Origin of the sequence: Nocardioides fonticola, assembly GCF_039536805.1 — a bacterium.
GTDB lineage: Bacteria > Actinomycetota > Actinomycetes > Propionibacteriales > Nocardioidaceae > Nocardioides > Nocardioides fonticola.
The window spans coordinates 248,642-271,871 of sequence record NZ_BAAAZH010000010.1; the positions used below are offsets into that span (position 1 = coordinate 248,642).

At 72.7% G+C, this 23,230-nt stretch carries 21 protein-coding genes and 1 tRNA gene; 17 read left to right on the plus strand and 5 right to left on the minus strand.

The annotated features are described in order from the left end of the window. Positions 1 to 24: 24 nt before the first annotated feature. On the minus strand, positions 25 to 2,760 hold the full coding sequence (gene aceE, locus ABD671_RS06445; protein WP_425574892.1) for a pyruvate dehydrogenase (acetyl-transferring), homodimeric type: 2,736 nt from the start codon (positions 2,758 to 2,760) through the stop codon (positions 25 to 27). A gap of 248 nt (positions 2,761 to 3,008) precedes the next feature. On the opposite strand from aceE, the gene ABD671_RS06450 reads away from it, so the two are divergent. The 9 genes from ABD671_RS06450 to ABD671_RS06490 all read left to right on the plus strand — a co-directional run bounded on the left by ABD671_RS06450 (position 3,009) and on the right by ABD671_RS06490 (position 9,628). Then, a complete protein-coding gene (locus ABD671_RS06450; RefSeq protein ID WP_425574891.1) occupies positions 3,009 to 3,455 on the plus strand; it encodes a DUF3052 domain-containing protein in 447 nt (148 codons plus the stop codon). A 32-nt stretch (positions 3,456 to 3,487) separates the two neighbouring features. Further along, on the plus strand, positions 3,488 to 5,101 hold the full coding sequence (locus ABD671_RS06455) for an AMP-binding protein (protein WP_344732450.1): 1,614 nt from the start codon (positions 3,488 to 3,490) through the stop codon (positions 5,099 to 5,101). After that, complete coding sequence (locus ABD671_RS06460; protein WP_344732451.1) at positions 5,094 to 5,570, plus strand: peroxiredoxin; 477 nt, start codon at positions 5,094 to 5,096, stop codon at positions 5,568 to 5,570. The genes ABD671_RS06455 and ABD671_RS06460 overlap by 8 nt, the downstream gene beginning before the upstream one ends. Positions 5,571 to 5,769: 199 nt before the next feature. Beyond that, positions 5,770 to 5,841: transfer RNA gene (locus tag ABD671_RS06465), tRNA-Val, on the plus strand. Between the two features lie 112 nt (positions 5,842 to 5,953). Continuing rightward, the gene (locus ABD671_RS06470; RefSeq protein ID WP_344732452.1) at positions 5,954 to 6,205 is read left to right on the plus strand and encodes a hypothetical protein; all 252 of its coding nucleotides are present in this window, start codon (positions 5,954 to 5,956) and stop codon (positions 6,203 to 6,205) included. A 1-nt stretch (position 6,206) separates the two neighbouring features. Next, the gene (locus ABD671_RS06475; RefSeq protein ID WP_344732453.1) at positions 6,207 to 7,592 is read left to right on the plus strand and encodes a DUF4331 domain-containing protein; all 1,386 of its coding nucleotides are present in this window, start codon (positions 6,207 to 6,209) and stop codon (positions 7,590 to 7,592) included. Further along, entirely contained in the window at positions 7,589 to 8,014 is a 426-nt protein-coding gene (locus ABD671_RS06480) for a hypothetical protein (RefSeq protein WP_344732454.1), read from the plus strand. Before ABD671_RS06475 ends, ABD671_RS06480 begins: the two co-directional genes overlap by 4 nt. A gap of 310 nt (positions 8,015 to 8,324) precedes the next feature. Beyond that, complete coding sequence (locus ABD671_RS06485) at positions 8,325 to 8,897, plus strand: TMEM165/GDT1 family protein (protein ID WP_344732455.1); 573 nt, start codon at positions 8,325 to 8,327, stop codon at positions 8,895 to 8,897. A gap of 95 nt (positions 8,898 to 8,992) precedes the next feature. Continuing rightward, positions 8,993 to 9,628 carry a hypothetical protein gene (locus ABD671_RS06490; protein ID WP_344732456.1) on the plus strand — a complete coding sequence of 212 codons (636 nt, stop codon included), beginning with the start codon at positions 8,993 to 8,995 and terminating at the stop codon, positions 9,626 to 9,628. An 89-nt stretch (positions 9,629 to 9,717) separates the two neighbouring features. On the opposite strand, the gene ABD671_RS06495 is transcribed toward ABD671_RS06490, so the two are convergent. From ABD671_RS06495 to ABD671_RS06505, 3 genes are read right to left on the minus strand one after another with little or no spacing between them, the layout of a single operon-like run. Next, positions 9,718 to 10,386 (minus strand): response regulator transcription factor, encoded by a 669-nt coding sequence (locus tag ABD671_RS06495; protein WP_344732457.1) that lies wholly within the window; start codon positions 10,384 to 10,386, stop codon positions 9,718 to 9,720. Beyond that, a complete protein-coding gene (locus tag ABD671_RS06500; RefSeq protein WP_344732458.1) occupies positions 10,371 to 11,825 on the minus strand; it encodes a sensor histidine kinase in 1,455 nt (484 codons plus the stop codon). The genes ABD671_RS06495 and ABD671_RS06500 overlap by 16 nt, the downstream gene beginning before the upstream one ends. Positions 11,826 to 11,835: 10 nt before the next feature. After that, positions 11,836 to 12,516: a hypothetical protein gene (locus ABD671_RS06505; protein ID WP_344732459.1), complete on the minus strand. Its 681-nt coding sequence runs from the start codon at positions 12,514 to 12,516 to the stop codon at positions 11,836 to 11,838. A 212-nt stretch (positions 12,517 to 12,728) separates the two neighbouring features. Between ABD671_RS06505 and ABD671_RS06510 the strand changes: the two genes are divergently transcribed. The 6 genes from ABD671_RS06510 (at position 12,729) to ABD671_RS06535 (ending at position 20,179) form a co-directional block, all read left to right on the plus strand. Further along, a complete protein-coding gene (locus ABD671_RS06510) occupies positions 12,729 to 14,282 on the plus strand; it encodes an AMP-binding protein (protein ID WP_344732460.1) in 1,554 nt (517 codons plus the stop codon). Between the two features lie 34 nt (positions 14,283 to 14,316). Continuing rightward, the gene (locus ABD671_RS06515; RefSeq protein ID WP_344732461.1) at positions 14,317 to 15,450 is read left to right on the plus strand and encodes a Nif3-like dinuclear metal center hexameric protein; all 1,134 of its coding nucleotides are present in this window, start codon (positions 14,317 to 14,319) and stop codon (positions 15,448 to 15,450) included. Between the two features lie 12 nt (positions 15,451 to 15,462). Further along, on the plus strand, positions 15,463 to 16,206 hold the full coding sequence (locus ABD671_RS06520; RefSeq protein ID WP_344732462.1) for a zinc ribbon domain-containing protein: 744 nt from the start codon (positions 15,463 to 15,465) through the stop codon (positions 16,204 to 16,206). Beyond that, positions 16,203 to 17,357, plus strand: coding sequence for a bifunctional RNase H/acid phosphatase (locus tag ABD671_RS06525; protein ID WP_344732463.1), 1,155 nt, complete (start codon positions 16,203 to 16,205; stop codon positions 17,355 to 17,357). The genes ABD671_RS06520 and ABD671_RS06525 overlap by 4 nt, the downstream gene beginning before the upstream one ends. An 83-nt stretch (positions 17,358 to 17,440) precedes the next feature. Further along, positions 17,441 to 19,054: an alkaline phosphatase D family protein gene (locus tag ABD671_RS06530; protein ID WP_344732464.1), complete on the plus strand. Its 1,614-nt coding sequence runs from the start codon at positions 17,441 to 17,443 to the stop codon at positions 19,052 to 19,054. Between the two features lie 57 nt (positions 19,055 to 19,111). Further along, positions 19,112 to 20,179, plus strand: coding sequence for a CobW family GTP-binding protein (locus tag ABD671_RS06535; RefSeq protein WP_344732465.1), 1,068 nt, complete (start codon positions 19,112 to 19,114; stop codon positions 20,177 to 20,179). Positions 20,180 to 20,200: 21 nt separating this feature from the next. Here the strand turns inward: ABD671_RS06535 and yaaA are convergent, their stop codons facing one another. Continuing rightward, positions 20,201 to 20,980, minus strand: a complete 780-nt coding sequence (gene yaaA, locus ABD671_RS06540; protein ID WP_344732466.1) for a peroxide stress protein YaaA — start codon at positions 20,978 to 20,980, stop codon at positions 20,201 to 20,203. Positions 20,981 to 21,000: 20 nt separating this feature from the next. Between yaaA and ABD671_RS06545 the strand changes: the two genes are divergently transcribed. After that, complete coding sequence (locus ABD671_RS06545; RefSeq protein WP_344732467.1) at positions 21,001 to 22,491, plus strand: RNB domain-containing ribonuclease; 1,491 nt, start codon at positions 21,001 to 21,003, stop codon at positions 22,489 to 22,491. Further along, complete coding sequence (locus tag ABD671_RS06550; protein WP_344732468.1) at positions 22,488 to 23,219, plus strand: GAF and ANTAR domain-containing protein; 732 nt, start codon at positions 22,488 to 22,490, stop codon at positions 23,217 to 23,219. The genes ABD671_RS06545 and ABD671_RS06550 overlap by 4 nt, the downstream gene beginning before the upstream one ends. Positions 23,220 to 23,230: the final 11 nt, after the last annotated feature.

Here is a 23,230-nt window from a genome sequence, read left to right on the forward strand (position 1 = left end):
GTCGGTGGGACGGGTGCGTCCGGATCAGGCGTCGCCGCCCTCCTGCTTGACGCCGGCCACCGCGGTGGGGTCGTCGATGCGGTACGCCGCCGACGCCTTCTCGACCAGGGCCGGGTCGATCTCGCCGGCCTCGGCGAGCGCCTGGAGGGTCTGCACGACCACGCTCTGCGCGTCGATCTGGAAGTACCGGCGCGCGGCCGGGCGGGTGTCGGCGAAACCGAACCCGTCGGCACCGAGCACCCGGTAGTCGGCCGGCACCCAGCGGGCGATCTGCAGCGGCACGGCGCGCATGAAGTCCGAGACCGCGACGACGGGGCCGTCGATGCCGCCCAGCTTGGTGGTGACGTACGGAGTGCGCGGCGCCTCGCCCGGGTGCAGCAGGTTCCACTGCTCGGTGGCGATGGCGTCGCGGGCCAGCTCGTTCCACGAGGTGACCGACCACAGGTCGGCCTGCACGCCCCACTCCTCACGGAGCAGGCGGGCGGCCTCGGTGATCCACGGCAGTCCGACGCCCGAGGCGAGCAGCTGCACCTTCGGACCGTCACCCTCGGCGGCGCCGACGCGGTGCAGGCCGCGCAGGATGCCCTCGACGTCGACCCCGGCCGGCTCGGCCGGCTGGTCGACCGGCTCGTTGTAGACGGTGAGGTAGTAGATGACGTCCTCGCCCTGCGGGTGCGCCTCGCTCGAGCCGTACATGCGCTCGAGCCCGGCCCGCATGATGTGGGCGATCTCGTAGCCGAACGCCGGGTCGTAGTGGACGACGGCCGGGTTGGTCGCCGCGATGAGCGGCGAGTGGCCGTCGGCGTGCTGCAGGCCCTCGCCGGTCAGCGTGGTGCGACCGGCGGTCGCCCCCACCAGGAAGCCGCGCGAGAGCTGGTCGGCCATCGCCCAGATCGAGTCGCCGGTGCGCTGGAAGCCGAACATCGAGTAGAAGATGTAGAAGGGGATCATCGGCTCGCCGTGCGTGGAGTACGACGACCCCGCCGCGATCGCCGAGGCCATCGCCCCGGCCTCCGAGATGCCCTCGTGGAGCATCTGGCCCTGGGCCGACATCTTGTACGACAGCAGCATGTTGCGGTCGACGGAGTCGAAGTTCTGGCCGTGCGGGTCGTAGACCTTCGCGCTCGGGAACATGGAGTCCATACCGAACGTGCGGTACTCGTCGGGCGCGATCGGCACCACGCGGCGTCCGATCTCGGGGTCCTTCATCCAGTCCTTCAGGAGCCGGACGACGGCCATCGTCGTGGCGACCTTGTGGCTGCCCGCGCCCTTCTTCAGCTCGTCGTACATCGCGTCGCCCGGCAGCGTCAGCGGCTTCGAGCGGTTGACGCGCTGGGGGAGCGAACCGCCCAGCGCCCGCCGGCGCTCGAGCATGTACTCGATCTCGGGGGAGTCGGCGCCGGGGTGGAAGAACGGCGCGGTGCCGGTGGCGTCGTAGGCGGCCTCGAGGTCGCGGTCGCTGATCGGCAGGTAGAGCCGGTCGCGGAACTTGCGCAGGTCGTCCTTGGTCAGCTTCTTCATCTGGTGGGTGGCGTTCTTGCCCTCGAGGGCGTCGATCGTCCACCCCTTCACCGTGTGCGCCAGGATCACCGTCGGCTGGCCGACGTGCTTGGTGGCGGCGTCGAAGGCCGCGTAGACCTTGCGGTAGTCGTGGCCGCCGCGCGGCAGCTTCTCGATCTGCCGGTCGCTCATGTGCTCGACCATCGCCCGCAGGCGCGGGTCGGGGCCGAAGAAGTGCTCGCGGTTGTAGGCGCCGGACTCGACCGAGAAGGTCTGGAACGCGCCGTCCGGCGTGGAGTTCATCTTGTTGACCAGGACGCCGTCGACGTCGCGGGCGAGCAGGGCGTCCCACTCGCGACCCCACACGACCTTGATGACGTTCCAGCCCGCGCCGCGGAAGTTGGCCTCGAGCTCCTGGATGATCTTGCCGTTGCCGGTGACCGGGCCGTCGAGCTGCTGGAGGTTGCAGTTGATGACCCAGGTGAGGTTGTCGAGCTCCTCACGGGCGGCGATGCGGATCGCGCCGAGCGACTCCGGCTCGGCCATCTCGCCGTCGCCGAGGAAGGCCCACACGTGCTGCTGGCTGGTGTCCTTGATGCCGCGGTTCTGCAGGTAGCGGTTGAACCGCGCCTGGTAGATCGAGTTGATGCCCGTCAGGCCCATGGAGACGGTGGGGAACTCCCAGAAGTCCGGCATGAGGCGCGGGTGCGGGTAGGAGGAGAGGCCGGCGTGGGCGCCGTGCTGCACCTCCTGGCGGAACCGGAACAGCTGCTCCTCGGTCAGGCGGCCCTCGAGGTACGCCCGGGCGTAGATGCCGGGGGAGGCGTGGCCCTGGATGTAGATCTGGTCGCCCCCGCCGGGGTGGTCCTTGCCGCGGAAGAAGTGGTTGAAGCCGACCTCGTACAGGCTCGCCGAGGACTGGTAGGTGGCGATGTGGCCGCCGACCTCCAGGCCCTTGCGGTTGGCGCTGGAGACCATCACCGCGGCGTTCCACCGGATGAACGCGCGGATGCGGCGCTCGACGTCCTCATCGCCGGGGAACCACGGCTCGCGCTCGGGCGGGATGGTGTTGATGTAGTCGGTGCTGCGCAGCGCGGGGACGCCGACGGCCTGCTCGCGCGCACGCTCCAGGAGACGCAGCATCACGTAGCGGGCGCGGGAGCGGCCGCGCTCGTCGATGAGGGCGTCGAAGGAGGCGAGCCAGTCCTGGGTCTCGTCAGGGTCGATGTCGGGCAGCTGGGTGGGCAGTCCCTCGTGGATGACCGACGGGGTGCCGACGGTGCGAGCCTGACCAGTGGGTGCGGATGTTTCCTCGGTCACCTCGCCATCGTGGCACGCGAAATGGCGGCAAGGAATCTACCCGCGAGTACGCCCGGGAATCGTCCGGTGAGCGGTTCAGCGGCGCTCGGATAGCGGTATCTCGGCGGGGCAAGCGTCCCGAAGAGGTTGCGTCGGCCCGTCATCTCCGCTGGACTACTCCACACTCGGAGACCGACCAGGAGGCATACGTGAGCGCGACCGCGGGTGGCGGGTCCACCCAGACCGGCCAGGAGGCCGCCGCCGGACCGGCGGCCCGGATGGGACTCTCCAGTGGCATGGTGGTCCAGGAGCTCGGGTGGGACAACGACACCGACGACGAGCTGCGGATCGCCATCGAGGACGCCATCGACGCCGACATGGTCGACGGCGACTACGGCAACGTGGTCGACGCCGTCCTGCTGTGGTGGCGTGACGACGACGGCGACCTCGTCGACGGCCTGGTCGACTCCCTGACCGATCTCGTCGGCGGCGGCTCCATCTGGTTGCTCACCCCGAAGGTCGGACGTCCCGGGGCGGTCGACCCGGCCGACATCGCCGAGGCCGCGCCCATCGCGGGCCTCTCCCAGACCACCACCGCCGCGGTGAGCAAGGACTGGTCGGCCACCAAGCTGGTCGCTCCCAAGTCCCGCGGCTGAGCATTCAGGCTGAACCCGGCTAGAGTCCCTCCGTGCTCGAGAAGCTGCTGAACGGGGTCCGCGACGCGGGGACCAGCGCCAAGGTCCTCTCCCAGGCCGGGATCATCCGCTACTACAGCCCGCTGACCCTCGCTCGGCTCGGCAAGACCCTCAAGGACTGGGGCCCCGGCGTCGCCGGCGGTTTCGCCTCCCTGGCCCTGCGCGAGCCCGACCGGGTCGGGCTCATCGACGAGCTCGGCGGCCTCACCTTCGGCGAGCTCCAGCGGCGCTCGAACGCCGTCGCCGACCGGCTCGCCGCCCTCGGCGTCCGCGAGGGCGACGGCGTCGCTGTCATGTGCCGCAACCACCGCGGCTTCCTCGACGCCGTCAACGGCGCCTCCAAGCTCGGCGCCGACGTGCTGATGCTCAACACCGCCTTCGCCGGTCCCCAGCTGCGCGAGGTGCTGGCCCGCGACAAGCCCGCGGTCGTCATCCTCGACGAGGAGTTCCAGGGTCTGCTCGAGGGCGCCGACGTGCCCCACCGCGTGCTGGCCTGGACCGACTCCGCCGAGCCGAGCCTGCCGACCCTCGAGCAGTTCATCGCGAGCGGCTCCAGCGCCGACCGGACGCCGCCGCGACGCCACGCGCGCATCGTCATCCTCACCTCCGGCACCACCGGCACGCCCAAGGGCGCTCCTCGTGGCGAGGCCGGCGTGAGCGCCGCGGTCGCCCTGCTCTCCGGTCTGCCGCTGAAGTACGGCTGGCGCACCCACATCGCCGCGCCGCTGTTCCACACCTGGGGCTTCGGCCACCTCGCGCTGTCGATGCTGCTCGGCTCGACGATCGTGCTGCGGCGCCGCTTCGACCCCGAGGGCGCCCTCCAGGTGCTGCGCGACGAGGAGTGCTCCTCCTTCGTGGTGATCCCGGTCTTCCTCCAGCGCATCCTCGCGCTGCCGCAGGAGACCCTCGACTCCTACCCGCTCCCGGGTCTGGAGGTCGTGGCCTCCTCCGGTTCGGCGCTGCCGGGCGACCTCGCGCTGACCTGGATGGACCAGTTCGGCGACAACCTCTACTCCACCTACGGCTCCACCGAGGTCGCCTACGCCGCGATCGCCGGCCCGGCCGACCTGCGCGAGGCGCCCACGACCGCCGGCCACCCGCCCTACGACACCGTGGTGCGCATCCTCGACGAGCAGGGCCGCGAGGTCCCGCAGGGCGAGGCCGGCCGGATCTTCGTCGGCAACGGCCTGCTCTTCGACGGCTACATCGGCGGCGGCGGCAAGGAGATCATCGCCGGCCTGATGTCGACCGGCGACGTCGGCCGGTTCGGCCACGACGGCCGCCTCTACGTCGAGGGTCGCGACGACGAGATGATCGTCTCCGGGGGCGAGAACGTCTTCCCCAAGGAGGTCGAGGACTGCCTTGCCCGCCACGACGCCGTGGCCGACGTCGCCGCCATCGGCGTCGACGACCCCGACTTCGGCAAGCGGCTGCGCGCCTTCGTCGTCGTCCGTGAGGGCGAGAGCGTGGGAGAGGACGACCTGAAGACGTGGGTGAAGGACAACCTCGCCCGCTACAAGGTGCCGCGCGAGATCGTCTTCCTCGACGAACTGCCGCGCAACGCCACCGGCAAGGTGCTCAAGCGGGAGCTGTCCCACCGTGACTGAGGCCGAGCGGGGTCTCCTGCTCGGCGACCCCGCCCCCGACTTCACCTTGCGCGACCAGTTCGGCCAGGACGTCACGCTGTCGTCCTTCCGCGGCCGCAAGGCGGTGGCGATCCTCTTCTACCCCTACGCCTTCTCCGGTGTCTGCACCGGAGAGATGGCCGGCATCCGGCAGCGCCTCGACGAGTTCGTCACCTTCGACACCGAGGTGCTCGCGATCTCCTGCGACCCGATGTTCGCGCTGCGGGCCTTCGCCGACGCCGACGGCCTCAACTTCCCGCTGCTCTCCGACTTCTGGCCGCACGGCGAGGTGAGCCGCGCCTACGACGTCTTCGACGAGCGCACCGGAGCTCCGCGCCGTTCCTCCTACATCGTCGACAAGGACGGCCTGTTGCGGTGGGCCGTGCACAACGCGATGCCCGAGGGGCGCGACCTCGACGAGCACCTGCGCCAGCTCGCCGCCCTGGCCTGACCCAGGGCCGGGGTTCGCGAGCGTTCCCCGTCGTCCCGGACGCCCGCGACGACGGATCCCAAAGCAAAATCTCGCCGAATCGGACGACCTCGATGGTGGCGCCCTGTACTGTTCTTCATGCCGAGCCGCTGGTGACCCGAGACGCCAGCGGCTCGGCTTTTTCGTGCCCGGCCCGACCCCGCTAGGGTGTCGGGGCCTCGCGCAGTTAGCTCAGCGGTAGAGCGGTCGGCTTACACCCGGCTGGTCGGGGGTTCGATCCCCTCACTGCGCACCCATCGCACTCCTCGCGGTATTCGTGCCCCGATGCCCCCATCCGGTCCGGTCACGTCTCCGAACTCTCTGTGACCCGGCGCACATGCGCGGACTCCCAGAAGGGCAGGACCATGAGCGAGACCAGCAGGAGAACCCTGATCGCGATGACCGGCGCCGGTGCGGCCGCCGGCGCGGTCACCCTCGCCGGAGGCGGCAGCGCCTCGGCCGCGACCCCCCGACCCGGACGCGCCCGTGAGGCCGTCGTCGCCTACATCGAGGACCACGCCTCCGACCGACTCCGACTGCTGGTCGGCGAGCGCGAGGTCGTCATCCGCGACCGCGACCTCGTCACCCGCATCCTCAACGCCGCAGGAGGCCAGTGAGATGTCGTCCCACCGCGAAGCCCCGGAGATCTCCAAGGACCCCGTCGCCGACAGCACCGACGTCTACGCGTTCGTCAGCCCGGAGGACCCGGGCAAGGTCGTGCTGATCGCCAACTTCATCCCGCTGCAGAAGCCCGACAGCGGCCCGAACTTCTTCGAGTTCGGCGATGACGTGCTCTACGAGATCCACGTCTCCAACCGCGGCACCTCCGAGGCCGACATCAGCTACCAGTTCCGCTTCACCACCGAGGTGCGCAACCCCAACACCTTCCTCTACAACACGGGGCCGATCGACGACATCGCCAGCGAGGCCTGGAACCGGCCGCAGTTCTACAGCGTGACCCGCGTCAAGGACGGCAAGAAGCAGGTCATCAAGCGCAACCTGCCCTGCCCGCCGGTCAACGTCGGCCCGCGCAGCACGCCCGACTACCCGAAGCTCGCCGCCCAGGCCGTGCACAAGCTGCCGCGCGGTCGCAAGGTCTTCGCCGGCCAGCGCGCCGACGCCTTCTGGGTCGACCTCGGCTCGATCTTCGACCTCGGTGCGCTGCGCCCCTTCAACCAGGCGCACCTCATCCCGTTGGCGACGATGGACGGCATCAACTCCGTGCAGTCCTACAACGTGCACACCATCGCGCTGCAGGTCTCCATCGACGAGCTCACCCGCGACGGCTCGGTGCCCTCCAACCCCGAGGCTCCCAAGTCGACCATCGGCGTCTGGGCGACCGCGAGCCGCCGCGCCTCGCGCATGTACGACGAGAAGACCGGCACCTACGTCGGTCACGGCCCCTGGAAGCAGGTCTCCCGCCTCGGCAACCCGCTCGTCAACGAGGTCCTCATCCCGATGGCCAAGAAGGACAAGTGGAACGCCTCGGAGCCGAGCGGCGATGCGAAGTACGCGAAGTACGTCGACAAGCCCGAGCTCCAGGGCCTGCTGCCCGTGCTCTACCCGGACGTGTTCCCGAAGCTGGCGGCCTACACCAAGCCGCGCGCCGACCTCGACGCCATCCTGCTGACCGGCATCCCCAAGGGCGTCGTCCCCGGGTTCGCCAACTACACCGGAGCGGTCAAGGCCGACATGCTGCGCCTCAACGTCGCGATCCCGCCCGCCACGCCCGGCACCGAGAAGCCGCTCGGTCTGGTCGGCGGCGACGCCGCCGGATTCCCCAACGGACGCCGGCTCGTCGACGACGTGGTGACCATCGAGGTGCGGGCGGTGGCGGGTCTCACCATCCCGCTCGTCGACCCGAACTACACGCCCGACGATGCGGCCGCGGCGGTGCAGGACGGCACGAGCTACACCAACTCGCCGCTGCTCGACACCTTCCCGTTCCTCGGCCACCCCGGCGGCGGGTACCAGACCACGCCGGGCACCACGTCGGTCTCGTGAGCGCGGCCATGACCGCCGAGGACAACAGCTGGGCCGGGCAGGGCATGGTGCTGCTCGACATCGGCGGCGACGTCGGCGCGTTGATCGTGGCCATGCCCGAGCACCTCGTCGGCACCGAGGTGGAGATCGAGCCGCTCGACGGCCACGACCACCACCACGACCACGGGCACGACCACGGGCACGACCACGGGCACGACCACGGGCACGACCACGGGCACGACCACGGGCACGACCACGGGCACGGGCACCTCGAGCACGTGGCCGTCGTCCGGCGTCCCACCGGCGCCGGGCCCGTGCCGTCCCTGGTCTTCCCCGAGCTGCGCGAGGGTGGCTATCGCCTGATGCCCAAGGGCACCCGGGACGCCGTCCTGACCGTGCAGGTGCGCGGCGGGCAGGTGACCACCGAGACCTGGCCCGCCTGAGTCGGCGCGGTCCAGGTGCTCGTCGCACCCGGACGAACCGCCCCCGCCTCCCGTGCCCCGGGGGCGGGGGCGGTTCACGTCCGGGGATGGGTTAGGGTCGGAGACGAAAGGGAGTAGTCCCCAACAGCCGTGTCGACATACTGACCCGCCGCACCACGGGCGGGTCCGGCCCGGCAGGCCCCGGCGACGGGGCGGACGAGACTTTCGACCAGTTGATCCCGTGGTCGCATCCGTGCGACCCCTTGACGGGCCCTGGTCGAGAGGCCGTCCCCGGGCGCGTCACCTCGGCCGCGGCCGAGGAGACCCACCCATGGAAGCCTTCCTGCTCAGCACCGCCGTCATCTTCGTCGCCGAGCTCGGCGACAAGTCCCAGCTGATGGCGATGACCTTCGCGGCCCGCTACCGGGCACGCGACGTCCTCATCGGCATCACCGTCGCCACCGCCGTCGTGCACCTCGCCTCGGTGGCCATCGGTGCGCTCATCGGCGAGGCGTTCGCCGACTACCAGGGCGCCATCGCCGTGGTCGCCGGCCTGGCCTTCCTCGGCTTCGCCGCCTGGACCCTGCGGGGCGACGAACTGACCGAGGAGGAGGCCGACAAGGCCCGCCGCAGCCAGGGAGCGGCCCTCGTCGCGGTCGGCCTCGCCTTCTTCCTCGCCGAACTCGGCGACAAGACCATGCTCGCCACGATCACGCTCGCCACCCAGGAGGGCTGGTTCGGCACCTGGATCGGCAGCACGCTCGGCATGGTCGCCGCCGACGCCCTCGCCATCGGCGTCGGCGCCGTGCTGGGCAAGCGGCTCCCCGAGCGCGTCATCACCATCGGTGCCGCCGTGCTCTTCGCGATCTTCGGTGTGCTGCTGATCGTGGAGGGGCTCGCGTGAGAGCTCCCTCACGTGCCCTTCATGGTCACCTCATGGCGAACCGACAGATTCCTCCCATCACGGCAACAGCCACGACCTGATCTGGAGGAGACCCGATGGTCACCAAGCGCACGTCCCTCATCGCCGGCAGCGGCATCGCCGGACTCGCCGTCGCCGCCCTCGCGGCGGTCGCCGTCCCCGGCGCCCAGGCCGACAACGCGGCGACCACGCCGACCTCGGCCACCACGTCGCAGCACGGTCGGGGGCACTCGATCGCCGACCAGAACGCGCAGCTGCGCGAGCTCCGGGCCGCCCTGCGCGAGGCCCGGCTCGCCGCGCATCGCGCCGAGCACGGCACGCCCGCCGACGGTCCGAGCGACGACCCGACCACCGAGCCGACCACCGAGCCGGGCGACGACGACGCGACCGAGCCGGTCACCGAGCCCGGCGACGACCCCACCACCGAGCCGACCGACGAGCCCGGCGACGACGACGGCCCGGGCGAGGACCACCACGGCTCCCAGGGCGCCGAGCACGCCTCCGACGAGGGCCTCGAGCACGGTCACGTGGGAGAGGACCACGGCCACCAGGGCCAGGGCGGCGACGACGAGGGCGACGACGAGGGCGACGACGACGGCGACCACGCCTCGCAGGGCCCCGGCGGTCCCGGCCAGGGCCAGGGTGACGACGAGGGCGACGACGACGGCGAGCACGGTGGCTGGGGCGGCGACCACGGCGGCGACGACGACTGAGGTCCCGCGCCTCCGGCACCGCGACGACACGAGGCCGGTGCCACCTCTCGGGGTGGCACCGGCCTCGACGTGTCTGCGGGGGAGCGGGCTCAGCCCTCGAAGCGGTAGCCCATGCCGCGCACCGTCGAGATGGCGGTGGTGCCCAGCTTGCGGCGCAGGTAGCCGATGTAGACGTCGACCACGTTCGAGCCCGGGTCGAAGTCGAAGCCCCACACCCGGTCGAGCAGCTGCTCGCGGGAGAGCACGTTGCCGGCGTTCTGCATGAGCATCTCGGCGAGCGCGAACTCGCGTGCCGACAGGTCGACCGCCTGGTCGCCCACCGTGGCCCGCCGGGTGCGCAGGTCGAGGCGCACACGACCCACCGCGAGGTGGTCGGCCGCCGGTTCGCCGGTCGCCTCGGCCATGCGCAGCCGCAGGCGGATGCGTGCCTGGAGCTCGGCGAAACGGAAGGGCTTGGCCATGTAGTCGTCGGCGCCGCCGTCGAGGGCCGAGACCGTGTCGGTGACCGAGTCGCGGGCCGTGAGCACGATGACCGGCATCCGCGACCCGCTGCTGCGCAGCTCCTCGAGCACTGAGAAGCCGTCCATCGTCGGCAGCCCGATGTCGAGCACCATGAGGTCGTGGCCGCCCGAGAGCGCCTCGTCGAGCCCCTGCCGACCGTCGCTCACAACGGTGGTCTGGTGACCGTCGGCGCGCAGCCCCTTGGCCAGGAACGAGGAGATCCTGCTCTCGTCCTCGACGATCAGGATGCGGGCCATGCGACCTCCTCGGCATCGGGGGTGTCCGGCACACGGTAGGGCAGACGCAGCTCCACCCGCGCACCGTGGGGTACGACGTCCTCGATCGCGACCTCGCCGCCGTGCGCCTCGGCGATCGCGCGGACGATCGAGAGCCCGAGGCCGAAGCCCTCGTCGTCGGCGGACACCGCGCTGCGCCCGAACCGCTCCAGCACGAGGTCGCGGTGGGCCGGGTCGATGCCGGGTCCGGTGTCGCGCACCCACCAGCGCAGGACGCCGTCCTCGAGGGCCGAGCCGACGCCCACGACGTCGCCGACCGCGGTGTGCTTGACGGCGTTGTCGGCCAGTTGGAGCACCGCCTGGGTGATGCGCTGGTCGTCGAGCACGGCGTCGACCTCGGCGGTGCCGTCGAGGGTCCACGTGCGGTCGGCCATCGCCCGCGCCTTGGCCAGAAGCCCCTCGGTGAGGGCGCCGACGTCGACGGTCGTCGGGGCCAGGAAGTCGGGACGGTCGGACTTGGCCAGCAGGATCATCTCGCCCACGAGCCGGGCCATGCGGTCGACCTCGTCGAGCAGCAGGTCGCGGGTCTCGGCCACCTCGGCGGGATCGCCGGCGTCGAGCAGCTCCAGATGGCCGCGTAGCACGGTGAGGGGCGTCTTCAGCTCGTGGCCGGCGTCGTCGAGGAAGCGCCGCTGGCCGGCGAAGGCCTCCTCGAGCCGGGCCAGCATGCCGTTGACGGTGTCGGTCAGAGCCGTGATGTCGTCGTTGCCGCGGGTCGGCACGCGTCGTGAGAGGTCGCTGCCGGAGATCTCCTCCGCGGCCGTGCGCAGGTCGCGCAGCGGTGCCAGCAGTCGGCCGGCCACCGCGCCCGCGAGGCCGCTGACCAGCAGCAGCGAGAGGGCGGCGACGATCGCGTAGGTGCGCATCGTCTCGTGCAGGCCGTCGCGGCCGCGTTCGAGCCAGGTGACGATCACCAGGGCGCCGCTCTGGTCGGGCGCCTGGGGGCCACCGGCCACCGACTGCACCGAGAAGCGCGCGAGCCCGTACTCCGGCACCTGGACGGTGGCGGTGCCGCTCGTCGCCAGCAGGGGCTCGACGGTGCGGGCGAACAGCGCGGAGTTGGCGAAGTCGGAGGTGCCCTCGGGGGAGGCGAAGCGCGGGCCGCCGTCGTACCAGGTGACCAGCACCTCGTCGGCGTCGGGCACGTGGCTGGTCAAGTAGCGGTCGAGCAGGGCGCCGACGGTGTCCCACGAGCGGGACTCCTCGAGCTTGCGCAGTTCGGCGAACTCCTGCTCGATGCGCTGATCGGTCTGCTCGTCGATGCGGTTCTGCTCGACGACGTAGACGATGAGGCCGGCCAGGGCCAGCGCGACCGAGACCAGCAGGGCGACCACCGCGGTGATGCGGGTGCGGACCGAGAAGACCGGACGCCGACGCCCGCGCGCCGGGTTCAGGTGCACCGCCGGGTGCTCAGAGGCGAGCGAGGGTGCGGGCCGCGCCGCCGTCGGGTGCGATGCGCTGGGCGACCACGACCGGTCGCCGATCCTCGGAGCCGTCGTCGTCACCTCCTCGATCGTCGCCGTCGTCGTCCCCAGTCTGCCCGTTCCCGCCGGATCCGGACTGCTGATCGTCGTCGGAGTCGTCGCCGCCCTTGCCGCCGCCCTTGCCGCCGCCCGTTCCGTCGTCATCGCCGCCCTTGCCGTCGTCGTGGCCGTGCGAGCCGTGCGAGCCGCCGCCGTTGCCGGAGGATCCGCCGCCGTTGCCGGCGTTGCCGCCGTTGCCGCCGTTGCTCCCGGAGCCGCCGTGGTCGTCCCCGTGGTCGTCCCCGGCCCCGTCGTCGGAGAGGTCGTCGACACCCGGGCTGACGTCGACCGCCACCGATCGCGAGCTCTCAGCGCCGGGCGCGTCGTCCCCGGACCCGGCGGATGGGCCGTCCTCCGGCCCGTCCGGCGATGTCGTCCGGGTGGGGCGGGGGTCCTGCGGCGTCGGGGACGGCGAGCCGTCCTCGCTGGGGCTGGGCCGGTCGGTCAGCACGATCGGCGATCGCGACGGCTGCTGGTCGGCACCCGCGCTGGTCACCACGCCGGCGACGTAGCCGGCGAGCGGAAGGGCGAGGGCCAGCATGGCGAGGCCCGGCAGGTAGCGCTTCATGGTGGACTCATGGTGACGCAGGTCGCGGGCCCGTGGCCGGCCATGAGAGGACTCTCATCGCGCACTCACCGCGCTCTCACCGACCGCTCGGCGCACGATGATCGCCGCTCGGCGCGCGACCGGGCCGACGCGGCGGCGCGGATGGGACGGCGTCCTAAGGTGGTGAGCGTCACAGGCAGCGATGCCCGCCCGCGCTCCCGCCAGGAGGACCCATGTTCGTCCCGTTCAGCGTCACCGACTTCCTCGACCGTGCGGTCGGCGTCTACGGCGACCGGGTCGGCGTCGTCGACGAGCCGCTGCAGCCCGCCTCGCCGCTCGGGGGCGGGGAGCTCACCTACGCCGAGATCGGCCGGCTGGCGGCGCGGCAGGCGGCGCGACTCGACGAGCTCGGCATCGGGTTCGGCGACCGCGTGGCGTTCGTGAGCCACAACAGCGCGCGGCTGCTGACGGCGTTCTTCGGCGTCGCCGGTCACGGCCGGGTGCTGGTGCCGGTGAACTTCCGGCTGCGCCCCGACGAGGTCGAGTACATCGTCCAGCACTCCGGCGCCCGGATGCTCGTGATCGACCCCGAGCTGGCCGACGAGCTGGCCGAGGTGAAGGCGGAGTTCAAGGTGATCATCGGCGAGGACGACGCCGAGCTGTACGCGCCCGAGGGCGCCGTCCCCGTGCCGTGGGAGCACGACGAGTCGGCCACGGCCTGCATCAACTACACCAGTGGCACGACCGCGCGCCCCAAGGGCGTGCAGATCACCCACCGCAACATCTGGACCAACGCGGTCACCTTCGCCATGCACACCACGCTGAGCGACCGCGACGTCTACCTCCACACGCTGCCGATGTTCCACGCCAACGGCTGGGGCATGCCGTTCGCCACCACCGGGCTCGGCATCAAGCAGGTCGTCATCCGCAAGATCGACGGCGCCGAGATCCTGCGCCGGGTGCGCGACCACGGCGTGACGATCATGTGCGCGGCTCCCGCGGTCGCCGCCTCCATCCTCGAGGCCGCCCGCGACTGGGAGGGCGAGATCCCCGGCCGCGACAAGGTCCGCATCATCATGGCCGGCGCCCCGCCGCCGACGAAGACCGTCGCGCGGGTCGAGGAGGAGCTCGGCTGGGAGTTCATCCAGATCTACGGCCTCACCGAGACCTCCCCGCTGCTCACGATCAACCGCGGTCGGCAGGAGTGGGACCACCTCTCGGCACTCGACCGCGCGGCGCTGCTGACCCGGGCCGGGGCGCCCGCGCTCGGCGTCACGCTGCGCATCGACGACTCCGAGGACAACGCCGGCGAGGTGCTCGCCCGCTCCAACGTCGTCCTGGAGGGCTACTGGGAGCAGCCCGAGGAGACCGCGCGGGCGCTCGACGGCGGCTGGTTCCACACCGGCGACGGCGGCGTGATCGGCGACGACGGCTACCTGACGATCAGCGACCGCAAGAAGGACGTCATCATCACCGGCGGCGAGAACGTCTCCTCGATCGAGGTCGAGGACGTCCTCTTCTCCCACCCGGCCGTCGCCGAGGTCGCCGTCATCGGCGTGCCCAGCGAGAAGTGGGGCGAGACCATCAAGGCGTTGGTCGTGCTGGCCGAGGGTGCCGAGGTCACCGAGGCCGAGCTGATCGCCTGGTGCAAGCAGAAGGCCGCCGGCTACAAGGCGCCCACCTCGGTGGAGTTCCGCACCGAGCTCGCCCGCACCGCCACCGGCAAGCTCCAGAAGTTCAAGCTGCGGGCGCCGTACTGGGAGGGCTTCGACCGCCAGGTCAACTGAGCCTGCATCCACCGGTGCGCCCTAGGATCGGCGCGTGCCGAGCCTGCGTGACGTCGTCGACCTGCTCCACGGCTGGTACCCGCCGGCCACCGCCGACACCTGGGACAGGGTGGGTCTGGTCAGCGGCGATCCCGAGCAGCCGGTGAGCCGGGTGCTGTTCGCCGTCGACGCGACCCTCGAGGTGGCGCAGGAGGCGGCCGCGTGGGGCGCCGATCTGCTCGTCGTCCACCACCCGCTCTTCCTCAAGGGCGTCCATGGCTTCACGACTGAGACCCCGAAGGGGCGCACCCTCACCACCCTGATGCGCGCGGGCTGCGCGCTGCTGACCGCGCACACCAACGCCGACCAGGCGGTCGGCGGCGTGTCGGAGTCGCTCGCCCTCGCGCTCGGCCTGCGCGATCCGCAACCGATCCTGCCCGCACCGGGGCCGGCACTCGACAAGCTCACCGTCTACGTGCCCCAGGACGACGCCGACCGGCTGCGCACCGCGCTCGCCGAGGCCGGTGCGGGGCGCATCGGCGACTACGAGGCGGCGTCCTTCAGCAGCCCCGGTGAGGGACGCTTCCGGCCGCTCGAGGGCGCCCACCCGGCCATCGGCACCGTCGGCGAGCTGGAGGTCGTGGCCGAGCAGCGCATCGAGGTCGTGCTGCCCCGTGCCCGCCGGGCCGGCGTCCTGCGGGCGATGCTCGCCGCGCACCCCTACGAGGAGCCCGCCTTCGACGTCGTCGAGCTCGCCGACGCCGGTCTGGCCGCCACCGGCACCGGCCGGATCGGCGACATCGAACCGACCACGCTGCGCGCCTTCGCCGAGCACGTCGCCGCGGCGCTGCCGCCCACCGCGCACGGCGTCCGGGCCGCGGGCGACCCCGACCGCGTCGTGCGGCGGGTCGCGCTGTGCGGCGGGGCCGGCGACTTCCTGCTCGAGACCGTCGCCCGCACCGACGCCGACGTCTACCTGACCAGCGATCTGCGCCATCACCCGGCGGGGGAGTTCCTCGAGCGCGGGGGCCCGGCCCTCGTCGACGTCGCCCACTGGGCCGCCGAGTGGACCTGGCTGCCGGTCGTGGCCGCACGGGTCGAGGCGGCGTACGCCGACGCCGGGGACGGCGCTAGGTTGAGCACCCGGGTCAGCACGCTGTGCACCGACCCGTGGACCGTCCGTGTGTAGAGGAGCCCGCCGGTGAAAGCCGATCCGTCCGTCCAGCTCGAACTGCTCGAACTGCAGGACCTCGACACCCTGGCCGACCAGCTGCGCCACCAGCGCCGCACCGTGCCGCAGCTCGCCGAGATCGCCGAGCTGACCCGGCACCGCACCGCCCTCGACGACCAGGCCCGCGACCAGCGCATCGTCGTCGACGACCTCACCGCCGAGCAGGCCAAGGTCGATGCCGACGTCGAACAGGCCAAGGCCCGACGCGACCGCGACCGCACCCGCATGGACACCGGCCAGATCAGCGACCCCAAGGCGCTGGAGCGGATGAGCCAGGAGCTCGTCTCCCTCGACCGCCGCATCGCCAGCCTCGAGGACGACGAGCTGGAGATCATGGAGGCCCTCGAGCAGGCGCAGGCCGTGCTCGACTCCCTCGCCGGCCAGGTCGCGGCCGCCGACGAGCGGCTCGCGGCCCTCGCTGCCGAGCGGGATGCGACCTTCGCCGAGATCGACGGCAAGCTGGCCGACCTCGAGGCGCAGCGGGCGCCGTTCGCCGGCGCCCTGCCCGACGACCTCGCCGCGCTCTACGAGAAGCTGCGGGCCAGCAAGGGCGGCATCGGCGCCGCGGCGCTGCACCAGCGCCGGTGCACGGGCTGCCAGATCACCATCGACCCCGCTGAGCTGGCCTCCATCCGCGCGACCCCGGTCGACACCGTGCTGCGCTGCGAGGAGTGCTCGCGCATCCTCGTGCGGACCCCGGAATCCGGCCTGTGAGCCCGCGCCGGGTCGTCGTCCACGCGGACGGCGGGTCGCGCGGCAACCCCGGACCCGCCGCCTACGGCGCGGTGCTGACCGACGCCGAGACCGGAGCGGTGCTGGCCGAGGAGGGCCGCACGCTGGGCGTCGCGACCAACAACGTGGCCGAGTACTCCGGGTTGCTCGCCGGGCTGCGCCTCGCCGCCGAGCACGCGCCCGGTGCCGCCGTCGAGGTGCGCATGGACTCCCAGCTCGTCGTCGAGCAGATGAGCGGGCGCTGGCGCATCAAGCACCCGGAGATGCAGGTGCTGGCCGAGCAGGCGCGGGCGCTGCTGCCCGACGAGGTGTCCTTCACCTGGATCCCGCGCGAGCAGAACAGTGCGGCCGACCGGCTGGCCAACCTCGCCCTCGACGGCACCGAGACGACGACCTCCGACTCCCTCATCGAGGAGGTGGAGGAGACCGCACCCCAGGCGCCCGCCCGCGGCTGGTCGGCGGCGTCCGGTGCCGCCACCACGCTGATCCTGCTGCGGCACGGCGTCACCGTGCACACCTCCGCGAAGCGGTTCTCCGGCGGACTCGGCGGCGACAACCCGCCGTTGAGCGAGGAGGGTCGCGAGCAGATCACCGCCGCCGCCACGTGGCTCACCGGCCTGAGGGAGGACGTCGGTGCGGTGGTCGCCTCGCCGGTGCGCCGCACCCGGGAGTCCGCCGACATCGTGGCCGCGGCGTTCGGGCTGGAGGTCGAGGAGGAGCCCGGCTTCGCCGAGATGGAGTTCGGCGACTGGGACGGCCTCACGTTCTCCGAGGTCGCCGAGCGCGACCAGGCCGGGCTCACCGCCTGGCTCGGCTCCCTCGACGTCCCGCCGCCCGGGGGCGAATCGTTCCGCGACGTCGAGGCGCGCGTGCAGGCCGGCCTCGAACGCGTGCTGGCGGCGCACGCCGGCCGCACGGTCGTCGTGGTCAGCCACGTCACCCCCATCAAGACGCTGGTCGCCGACGCGCTCGACGCCCCGCTGGCCGCCGTGTTCCGCATGGAGCTCACCCCGGCCTCGGTCAGCGTCATCGGCTACCACCCCGACCCCGGTGGCCCGGGGCTGCGTCCGTCGCTGCGGCTCTACAACGCGCTGCCGCCGTCGCGATCGACCCTCGAGCCCGGCCGCTGGTGACCACCGGGAGTTGAGCAGGTCGTCACCTGCCGGACCGTGGGAGGTCGGTCCCCGGTCGTCGCCGCTGGCGAGCGTGACGGAACGTGGAGTCCTGGAACGATCTCCGTCCGCCCCGCCCCGCTCCCGACCTGCGCCCGGTCGACGATGCGCGCATCAGCCGCCGCGCCGGTCTCGTCGGCGGTCTCGCGGTCGTCGCCGTCCCGATGCTCGCGCCGCGGCCGGCCCCCGCGCTGCTGCGGCTCGACGACCCGGTCACGGCGGTCCGCTCGGGTGAGGTGACCACCGACTCGGCCGTGCTGTGGGCCCGCGCCCGTCGTCCCGGCCGGCTCATGGTCGACCTCGAGTCGGGCGGACGGCGACGCCGCATCCGCGGCCCGGTCGCCGACGAGCGGGTCGACCTGACCGCCCGTGTGCACGTCACCGACCTGCGGCCCGGCCGCGACTACGTGGCGCGGATGTGGTTCGACCACGGCCACGGACGCCGCACCGCCGGTGCCCGCCTGGAGTTCTCGACCGCACCCCTGCACGCCGCGCCGCAACGGGTCGTGTGGTCGGGCGACGTCAACGGGCAGGGCTGGGGCATCGACCGCTCCCGCGGCGGGATGACCACCTTCGCGGCCATCACCGCGCTGCGCCCCGACCTCTTCGTGCACAACGGCGACACCGTCTACGCCGACCAGCCGATCGCCGCCAGTGTGGTGACCGACGACGGCTCCACCTGGGTCAACGAGGTGACACCGGAGGTCATGAAGGTCGCCGAGACCCTGGCCGAGTTCCGCGGCCGCCACCGCTACTCGCTGCACGACGACAACGTGCGCGCCTTCCACGCCGTCGTCCCCTCGGTGGTGCAGTGGGACGACCACGAGACCGCCAACAACTGGTACCCCGGCGAGATCCTCGACGACGACCAGTACACCGAGCGACGCGTCGACGTGCTCGCCACGCGCGGACGACGGGCCTGGCAGGAGTACCAGCCGGTGCCGGTGCGCCGGCTCGTGCCCCGTGGCGGCGACGGCTTCGCGCCCCGGCGGATCTACCGACGGGTGCCGCGCGGGCAGCACCTCGACGTCTTCTGCCTCGACATGCGCAGCTGGCGCGGCGCGAACAGCGGCAACGACCCGCGCACGGCCTTCGACCGCGGCATCCTCGGGCGCCGCCAGGAGGAATGGCTCGTCGAGGGGCTGCGGCGTTCGACGGCAACCTGGAAGCTGATCTCGGCCGACCAGCCGATCTCCACGCCGTCGAACCGGGTCACCGACCTCGACGGCCCGGCCAACGGGGACGACGGCCGCCCGATCGGCCGCGAGCCGGAGATCGCCCGCGTGCTCAGCGCGATCAAGCGGCACGGCGTCCGCAACGTGGTGTGGGTGACCACCGACGTGCACTACACCGCCGCCCACCACTACAGCCCCGAGCGGGCCGCCTTCACCGACTTCGACCCCTTCTGGGAGTTCGTGTCGGGCCCGCTGGCCGCCTCGCCCTTCCGCACCAAGGACGACCTGCTCGACGGCACCTTCGGCCCCGAGGTGGTCTTCTCGCGCGGCGAGACCTCGACCCGCCTCGACATCACCCCGCGCCCGCAGAACCAGTACTTCGGCCAGCTCGCGATCGCCGCCGACGGCGTCCTCACCGTCACCCTGCACGACGGCACCGGCACGGTGCTCTGGGAGCGGGCCCTGGAACCGGAGACGACCTGACGCCGGCCACCCGGTCCGGGTGATCGCGCGCCGAGCCGACGAGGCAGGATGCGGCCCATGGATCGGGCCCCGCGACGTGTTCCCGTCATCGCGCTGACCGGCCACCTCGGTGCCGGCAAGACGACCGTGCTCAACCACCTCCTGCGGCGTCCCGGCGCCCGGATCGGGGTGATCATCAACGACTTCGGCGCCATCAACGTCGACGCCGCCCTGGTGAGCGGGCAGATCGACCAGGCCGCCTCGATCTCGGGCGGCTGCCTGTGCTGCCTCGACGACTCCGAGGGGTTCGATGCGGCGTTGGAGAAGCTCACCCATCCGCGGCTGGCGCTCGACGCGGTCATCGTCGAGGCGAGCGGCATCGCCGAACCTGGGGCGCTCGCCCGGATGATCCGCTTCAGCGGTGCCGAGCACGCCCGTCCGGGCGGCGTCGTCGACGTGGTGGACGCCGTCGAGCACTTCGCCACCGTCGACCCCGACGGTCGCGGCGTGCCTCCGGCCCGGTACGCCGTCACCTCGCTCGTGGCGATCAACAAGTGCGACCTCGTGCCGGCCGGGCACCGCGAGGAGCATCTGGCGCGCATCGAGGCACGCGTCCGCGAGGCCAACCCGCAGGTGCACGTGGTGCGCATCGAGCGCGGTCGGCTCGACCCCGAGCTCGTCCACGACGTCGCGGCGCTGGAGGATCCGCCCGACCAGCTGCCGCTCGGGGCGCTGCTGCGGGAGGAGCACGAGCGCCACGACGGGCACGGCCGCGGGCACGGGCACGGGCACGGCCATGGGCACGCGGCCCACGCGGCCTCGGTGAGCGTGAGCCGGCCCGGTCCGATCGAGCCCGGCGCCCTGCTCGACCTGCTGGAGGACCCGCCGGTCGGGGCGTACCGGATGAAGGGCACGATCGCCGTGCGGGCCGGCGCCGGCACCCGTGGTTACGTCGTCCATGTGGTCGGCCGGTCGCTGTTCGTGGCCTCCCACCCGGCTCCGGCGACCAGCGACCTGGTCGCGATCGGCGTCGACCTCGACCCCGAGGCCGTCCGACCGCGGCTGGAGGCGGCGATGGTGCCGGCCGAGCATGCCGACACGGTCGCGCTGCGCCGCCTCCAGCGGTGGCGGCGGCTGAGCCTGTAGCGGCTCTGCGCGGGCAGGCCGCTACAGCTCGGCGACGACGACGTCGAGCTGGGTGCCCTTGGCGCCCGGGGTGCCGACCTCGACGGTCCAGCCGAGGTCGCGCAGCGCCTCGGCGAGCGCTGTCGGGGTGCGCGGCGCGGCGCCGTCCTCGAGCAGGGCGCGCACGATGCGGCCCTTGGTGGCCTTGTTGAAGTGGCTGACGACCTTCCGGACGCCGTCGACCTCGTGCAGCACCCGCACGGTGGCGACCTGCCGGGCCACCTCCGGCGTGGGCCGCCAGAACGCGGCGTAGGCGGTCGAGCGCAGGTCGATGAGCAGGCCCGACCCGAGCGCGTCGAGGACGGCGGGCCCCAGGTGCTCGCGCCACACGCCCGCCACCGCGCCGAGGCCGGGCAGGGTGGTGTCGCCGGAGAGCCGGTAGGCGGGGATGCGGTCGCCGGGCCGCACGACGCCGAAGAGGCTGGAGGTGATCATCACCCGCGACGTGGCGCGCCGGCGCGCAGCGGCGGAGAGGCCAGCGAAGTCGAGCGCGTCGTAGACCACGCCGGTGTAGATCGCGTCGGCCCGCGCCGTCGGAGCCGTGCGCAGACCCGCGTTGAGCTCGACGAGGTCGAGCTGGGTCGAGCCGATGCCCAGCGTGGCGGCCGCGGCCGCCGGATCGCCGGAGCACAGCGCCTCCAGCGCCTCGAGGACGGCGACCCGTGCGGTGGTGAGGGCGGGGGAGGAGAGGGCGGCGAGATCGAGCGGCTTGCCGCGCCGGGGTGCGGCCTTGCCCTCGCTGGGCGGCAGGAGGATCAGCATGGTGTGGCTATCGTGCCGTCATGCCCAGCAACCGCGTCCTCCGGGTCCGTGCCGAGGGTGCCTCGGCCGCCGATCTGGCCGACGGCGTCCGTCGTCTCCAGTCCGAGCTCGGGGTCGACCCGGCGTTCCCCGCCGAGGTGGAGGAGGCTGCGGCCCGGGCGGCGTCCGCACCGCGACTGCCCGACCTCGACCGCACCGACCTGCCGTTCGTGACGATCGACCCCGAGGGGGCGCGCGACCTCGACCAGGCGCTGCACATCGAGCGCGACGGCGCGGGCTACCTCGTGCACTACGCGATCGCCGACGTCGCCGCGTTCGTCGAGCCCGGCGGCCCCGTCGACCGCGAGGCGCATCGCCGCGGCGAGTCGCTCTACGGCGCCGACGCGAAGGTGCCGCTGCACCCCACGGCGATCAGCGAGGACGCCGCCTCCCTGCTCCCCGGTCAGGTGCGCCCGGCGCTGCTGTGGTCGATCCGCCTCGACGCGAAGGGCGAGCGCACCGATGTCGTCGTCGAGCGCGCACGGGTGCGCTCGACCGCGCAGCACTCCTACGTCGAGGCCCAGGCGATGGTCGACGCCGGTGGCGACCTGCCCGTGTGGCTGACCCTGCTCGGCGAGGTCGGTCGGCTGCGGCTGGCACGCGAGGCGGCGCGGGGCGGGGTGTCGCTTCCCCTGCCGGAACAGGAGATCGACGTCGAGGACGGCCGCTGGTCGCTCACCTACCGCCGCCAGTCGGACGTCGAGGAGTGGAACGCCCAGATCAGTCTCCTCACCGGCTTCGCGGCCGCCTCCCTCATGGTCTACGCCCGCGTCGGGCTGCTGCGCACCCTGCCGCCGCCCGACCCGCGCGACGTCCAGCGCCTGCACCGCACCGCCCGCGCGCTGGAGATCGCCTGGCCGGCCGAGATGCTCTATCCCGAGTTCGTCCGTTCCCTCGACGCCGACCGGCCCGCCCACGCCGCCATGCTGGTGGCGTGCACCCGCCTGCTGCGCGGCAGCGGCTACGTGGCCTTCGACGGCGAGGTGCCGGCCCAGCCGCTGCACGCCGCACTGGCCGCCGAGTACGCCCACTGCACGGCGCCCCTGCGCCGGCTCGCCGACCGCTACGTCGGCGAGGTGTGCGTGGCCCTGTGTGCCGGCGAGGAGGTGCCCGGCTGGGTGCGCGAGGCGCTGCCCGGTCTGCCCGAGACGATGGCCAAGGCGGCCCGCCGGGCGTCGTCCTACGAGCGCGGCATCCTCGACCTCCTCGAGGCCACGGTGCTGCGGCCCGAGATCGGGCGCACCTTCGACGGCGTCGTCATCGATCTGCGCTCCGACGGCCGCGGCACGGTGATGCTCGCCGAGCCCGCGGTCGAGGCGCCGATCACGGCACCGGCCGACGGCGCGCCGCTGCCGTTGGGGGAGGCCGTCACCGTGCGGCTCGCCGCGGCCGATCCGGCCACCCGATCGGTCGCCTTCACCCGGGTGGAGGAGGCCGGGACGGCGGCGCGCCGCGATCATCCGCACCCGTGAGCACCACCCACGACCCGGACGCCGTCCGCGGCGACGCCTCCTACTTCGCGCGCCTGGTGCAGGAGCTGGCCGCCGAGCGTGACGAGGAGGTCACCCTCGAGCGCCTCGTCGCAGGCTGCCTCGACCTCATCGGGCCCGCCGACGGCGCCGGCCTGACGCTGCGTCGCGGTCGCGGCCGGCTGGAGACGGTCGGGGCCACCGACGACCGGGCCGAGCGTGCCGACCAGGCGCAGTACGAGACCGGGGAGGGCCCCTGCCTGGACTCCGCGCTGCATCGTCAGACCCATGTCGTCGACGACACCGCCACCGACCGACGCTGGCCGCGGTGGGGCGCGAAGGCCGCGGCCCTCGGCGTCCGGTCGGTGATCAGCGTCGAGCTGCCGGCGCTGCCCTCGCCCGCCGACCCCTCGCCGCGGCCCATCGGGGCGATCAACCTCTACTCCCGCGAGCCCGGCGCCTTCAGCGCCGACGACGTCGAACTCGCCGAGATCTACGCGACCCACGCGGCCGTGGCCCTCGACGCCGCGCGCCTCGTCGAGGGCCTCCAGCGGGCGGTGCGCAGTCGCCATCTCATCGGGATGGCCCAGGGCATGATCATGCAGCGCTACGGCGTCGACATGGCGCGCGCCTTCGCGGTGCTCCAACGCTGGTCGAGCCACCGCAACCTTCCGCTGCGAGAGGTCGCGGAGGCGATCGTCGAGGGTCGCGAGCCGCTGCCCGAGCCGTGAGCCCGGCGCCG

Bases quoted from the DNA above. Each gene is read 5' to 3' on its own strand.
- ABD671_RS06470 (WP_344732452.1), top strand. From the start codon at position 5,954: ATGAGCGAGACCAGCAGGAGAACCCTGATCGCGATGACCGGCGCCGGT.
- ABD671_RS06475 (WP_344732453.1), top strand. From the start codon at position 6,207: ATGTCGTCCCACCGCGAAGCCCCGGAGATCTCCAAGGACCCCGTCGCC.
- ABD671_RS06485 (WP_344732455.1), top strand. From the start codon at position 8,325: ATGGAAGCCTTCCTGCTCAGCACCGCCGTCATCTTCGTCGCCGAGCTC.
- ABD671_RS06490 (WP_344732456.1), top strand. From the start codon at position 8,993: ATGGTCACCAAGCGCACGTCCCTCATCGCCGGCAGCGGCATCGCCGGA.
- ABD671_RS06495 (WP_344732457.1), bottom strand. From the start codon at position 10,386: ATGGCCCGCATCCTGATCGTCGAGGACGAGAGCAGGATCTCCTCGTTC.
- ABD671_RS06505 (WP_344732459.1), bottom strand. From the start codon at position 12,516: ATGAAGCGCTACCTGCCGGGCCTCGCCATGCTGGCCCTCGCCCTTCCG.
- ABD671_RS06510 (WP_344732460.1), top strand. From the start codon at position 12,729: ATGTTCGTCCCGTTCAGCGTCACCGACTTCCTCGACCGTGCGGTCGGC.
- ABD671_RS06535 (WP_344732465.1), top strand. From the start codon at position 19,112: ATGGATCGGGCCCCGCGACGTGTTCCCGTCATCGCGCTGACCGGCCAC.
- yaaA (WP_344732466.1), bottom strand. From the start codon at position 20,980: ATGCTGATCCTCCTGCCGCCCAGCGAGGGCAAGGCCGCACCCCGGCGC.
- ABD671_RS06545 (WP_344732467.1), top strand. From the start codon at position 21,001: ATGCCCAGCAACCGCGTCCTCCGGGTCCGTGCCGAGGGTGCCTCGGCC.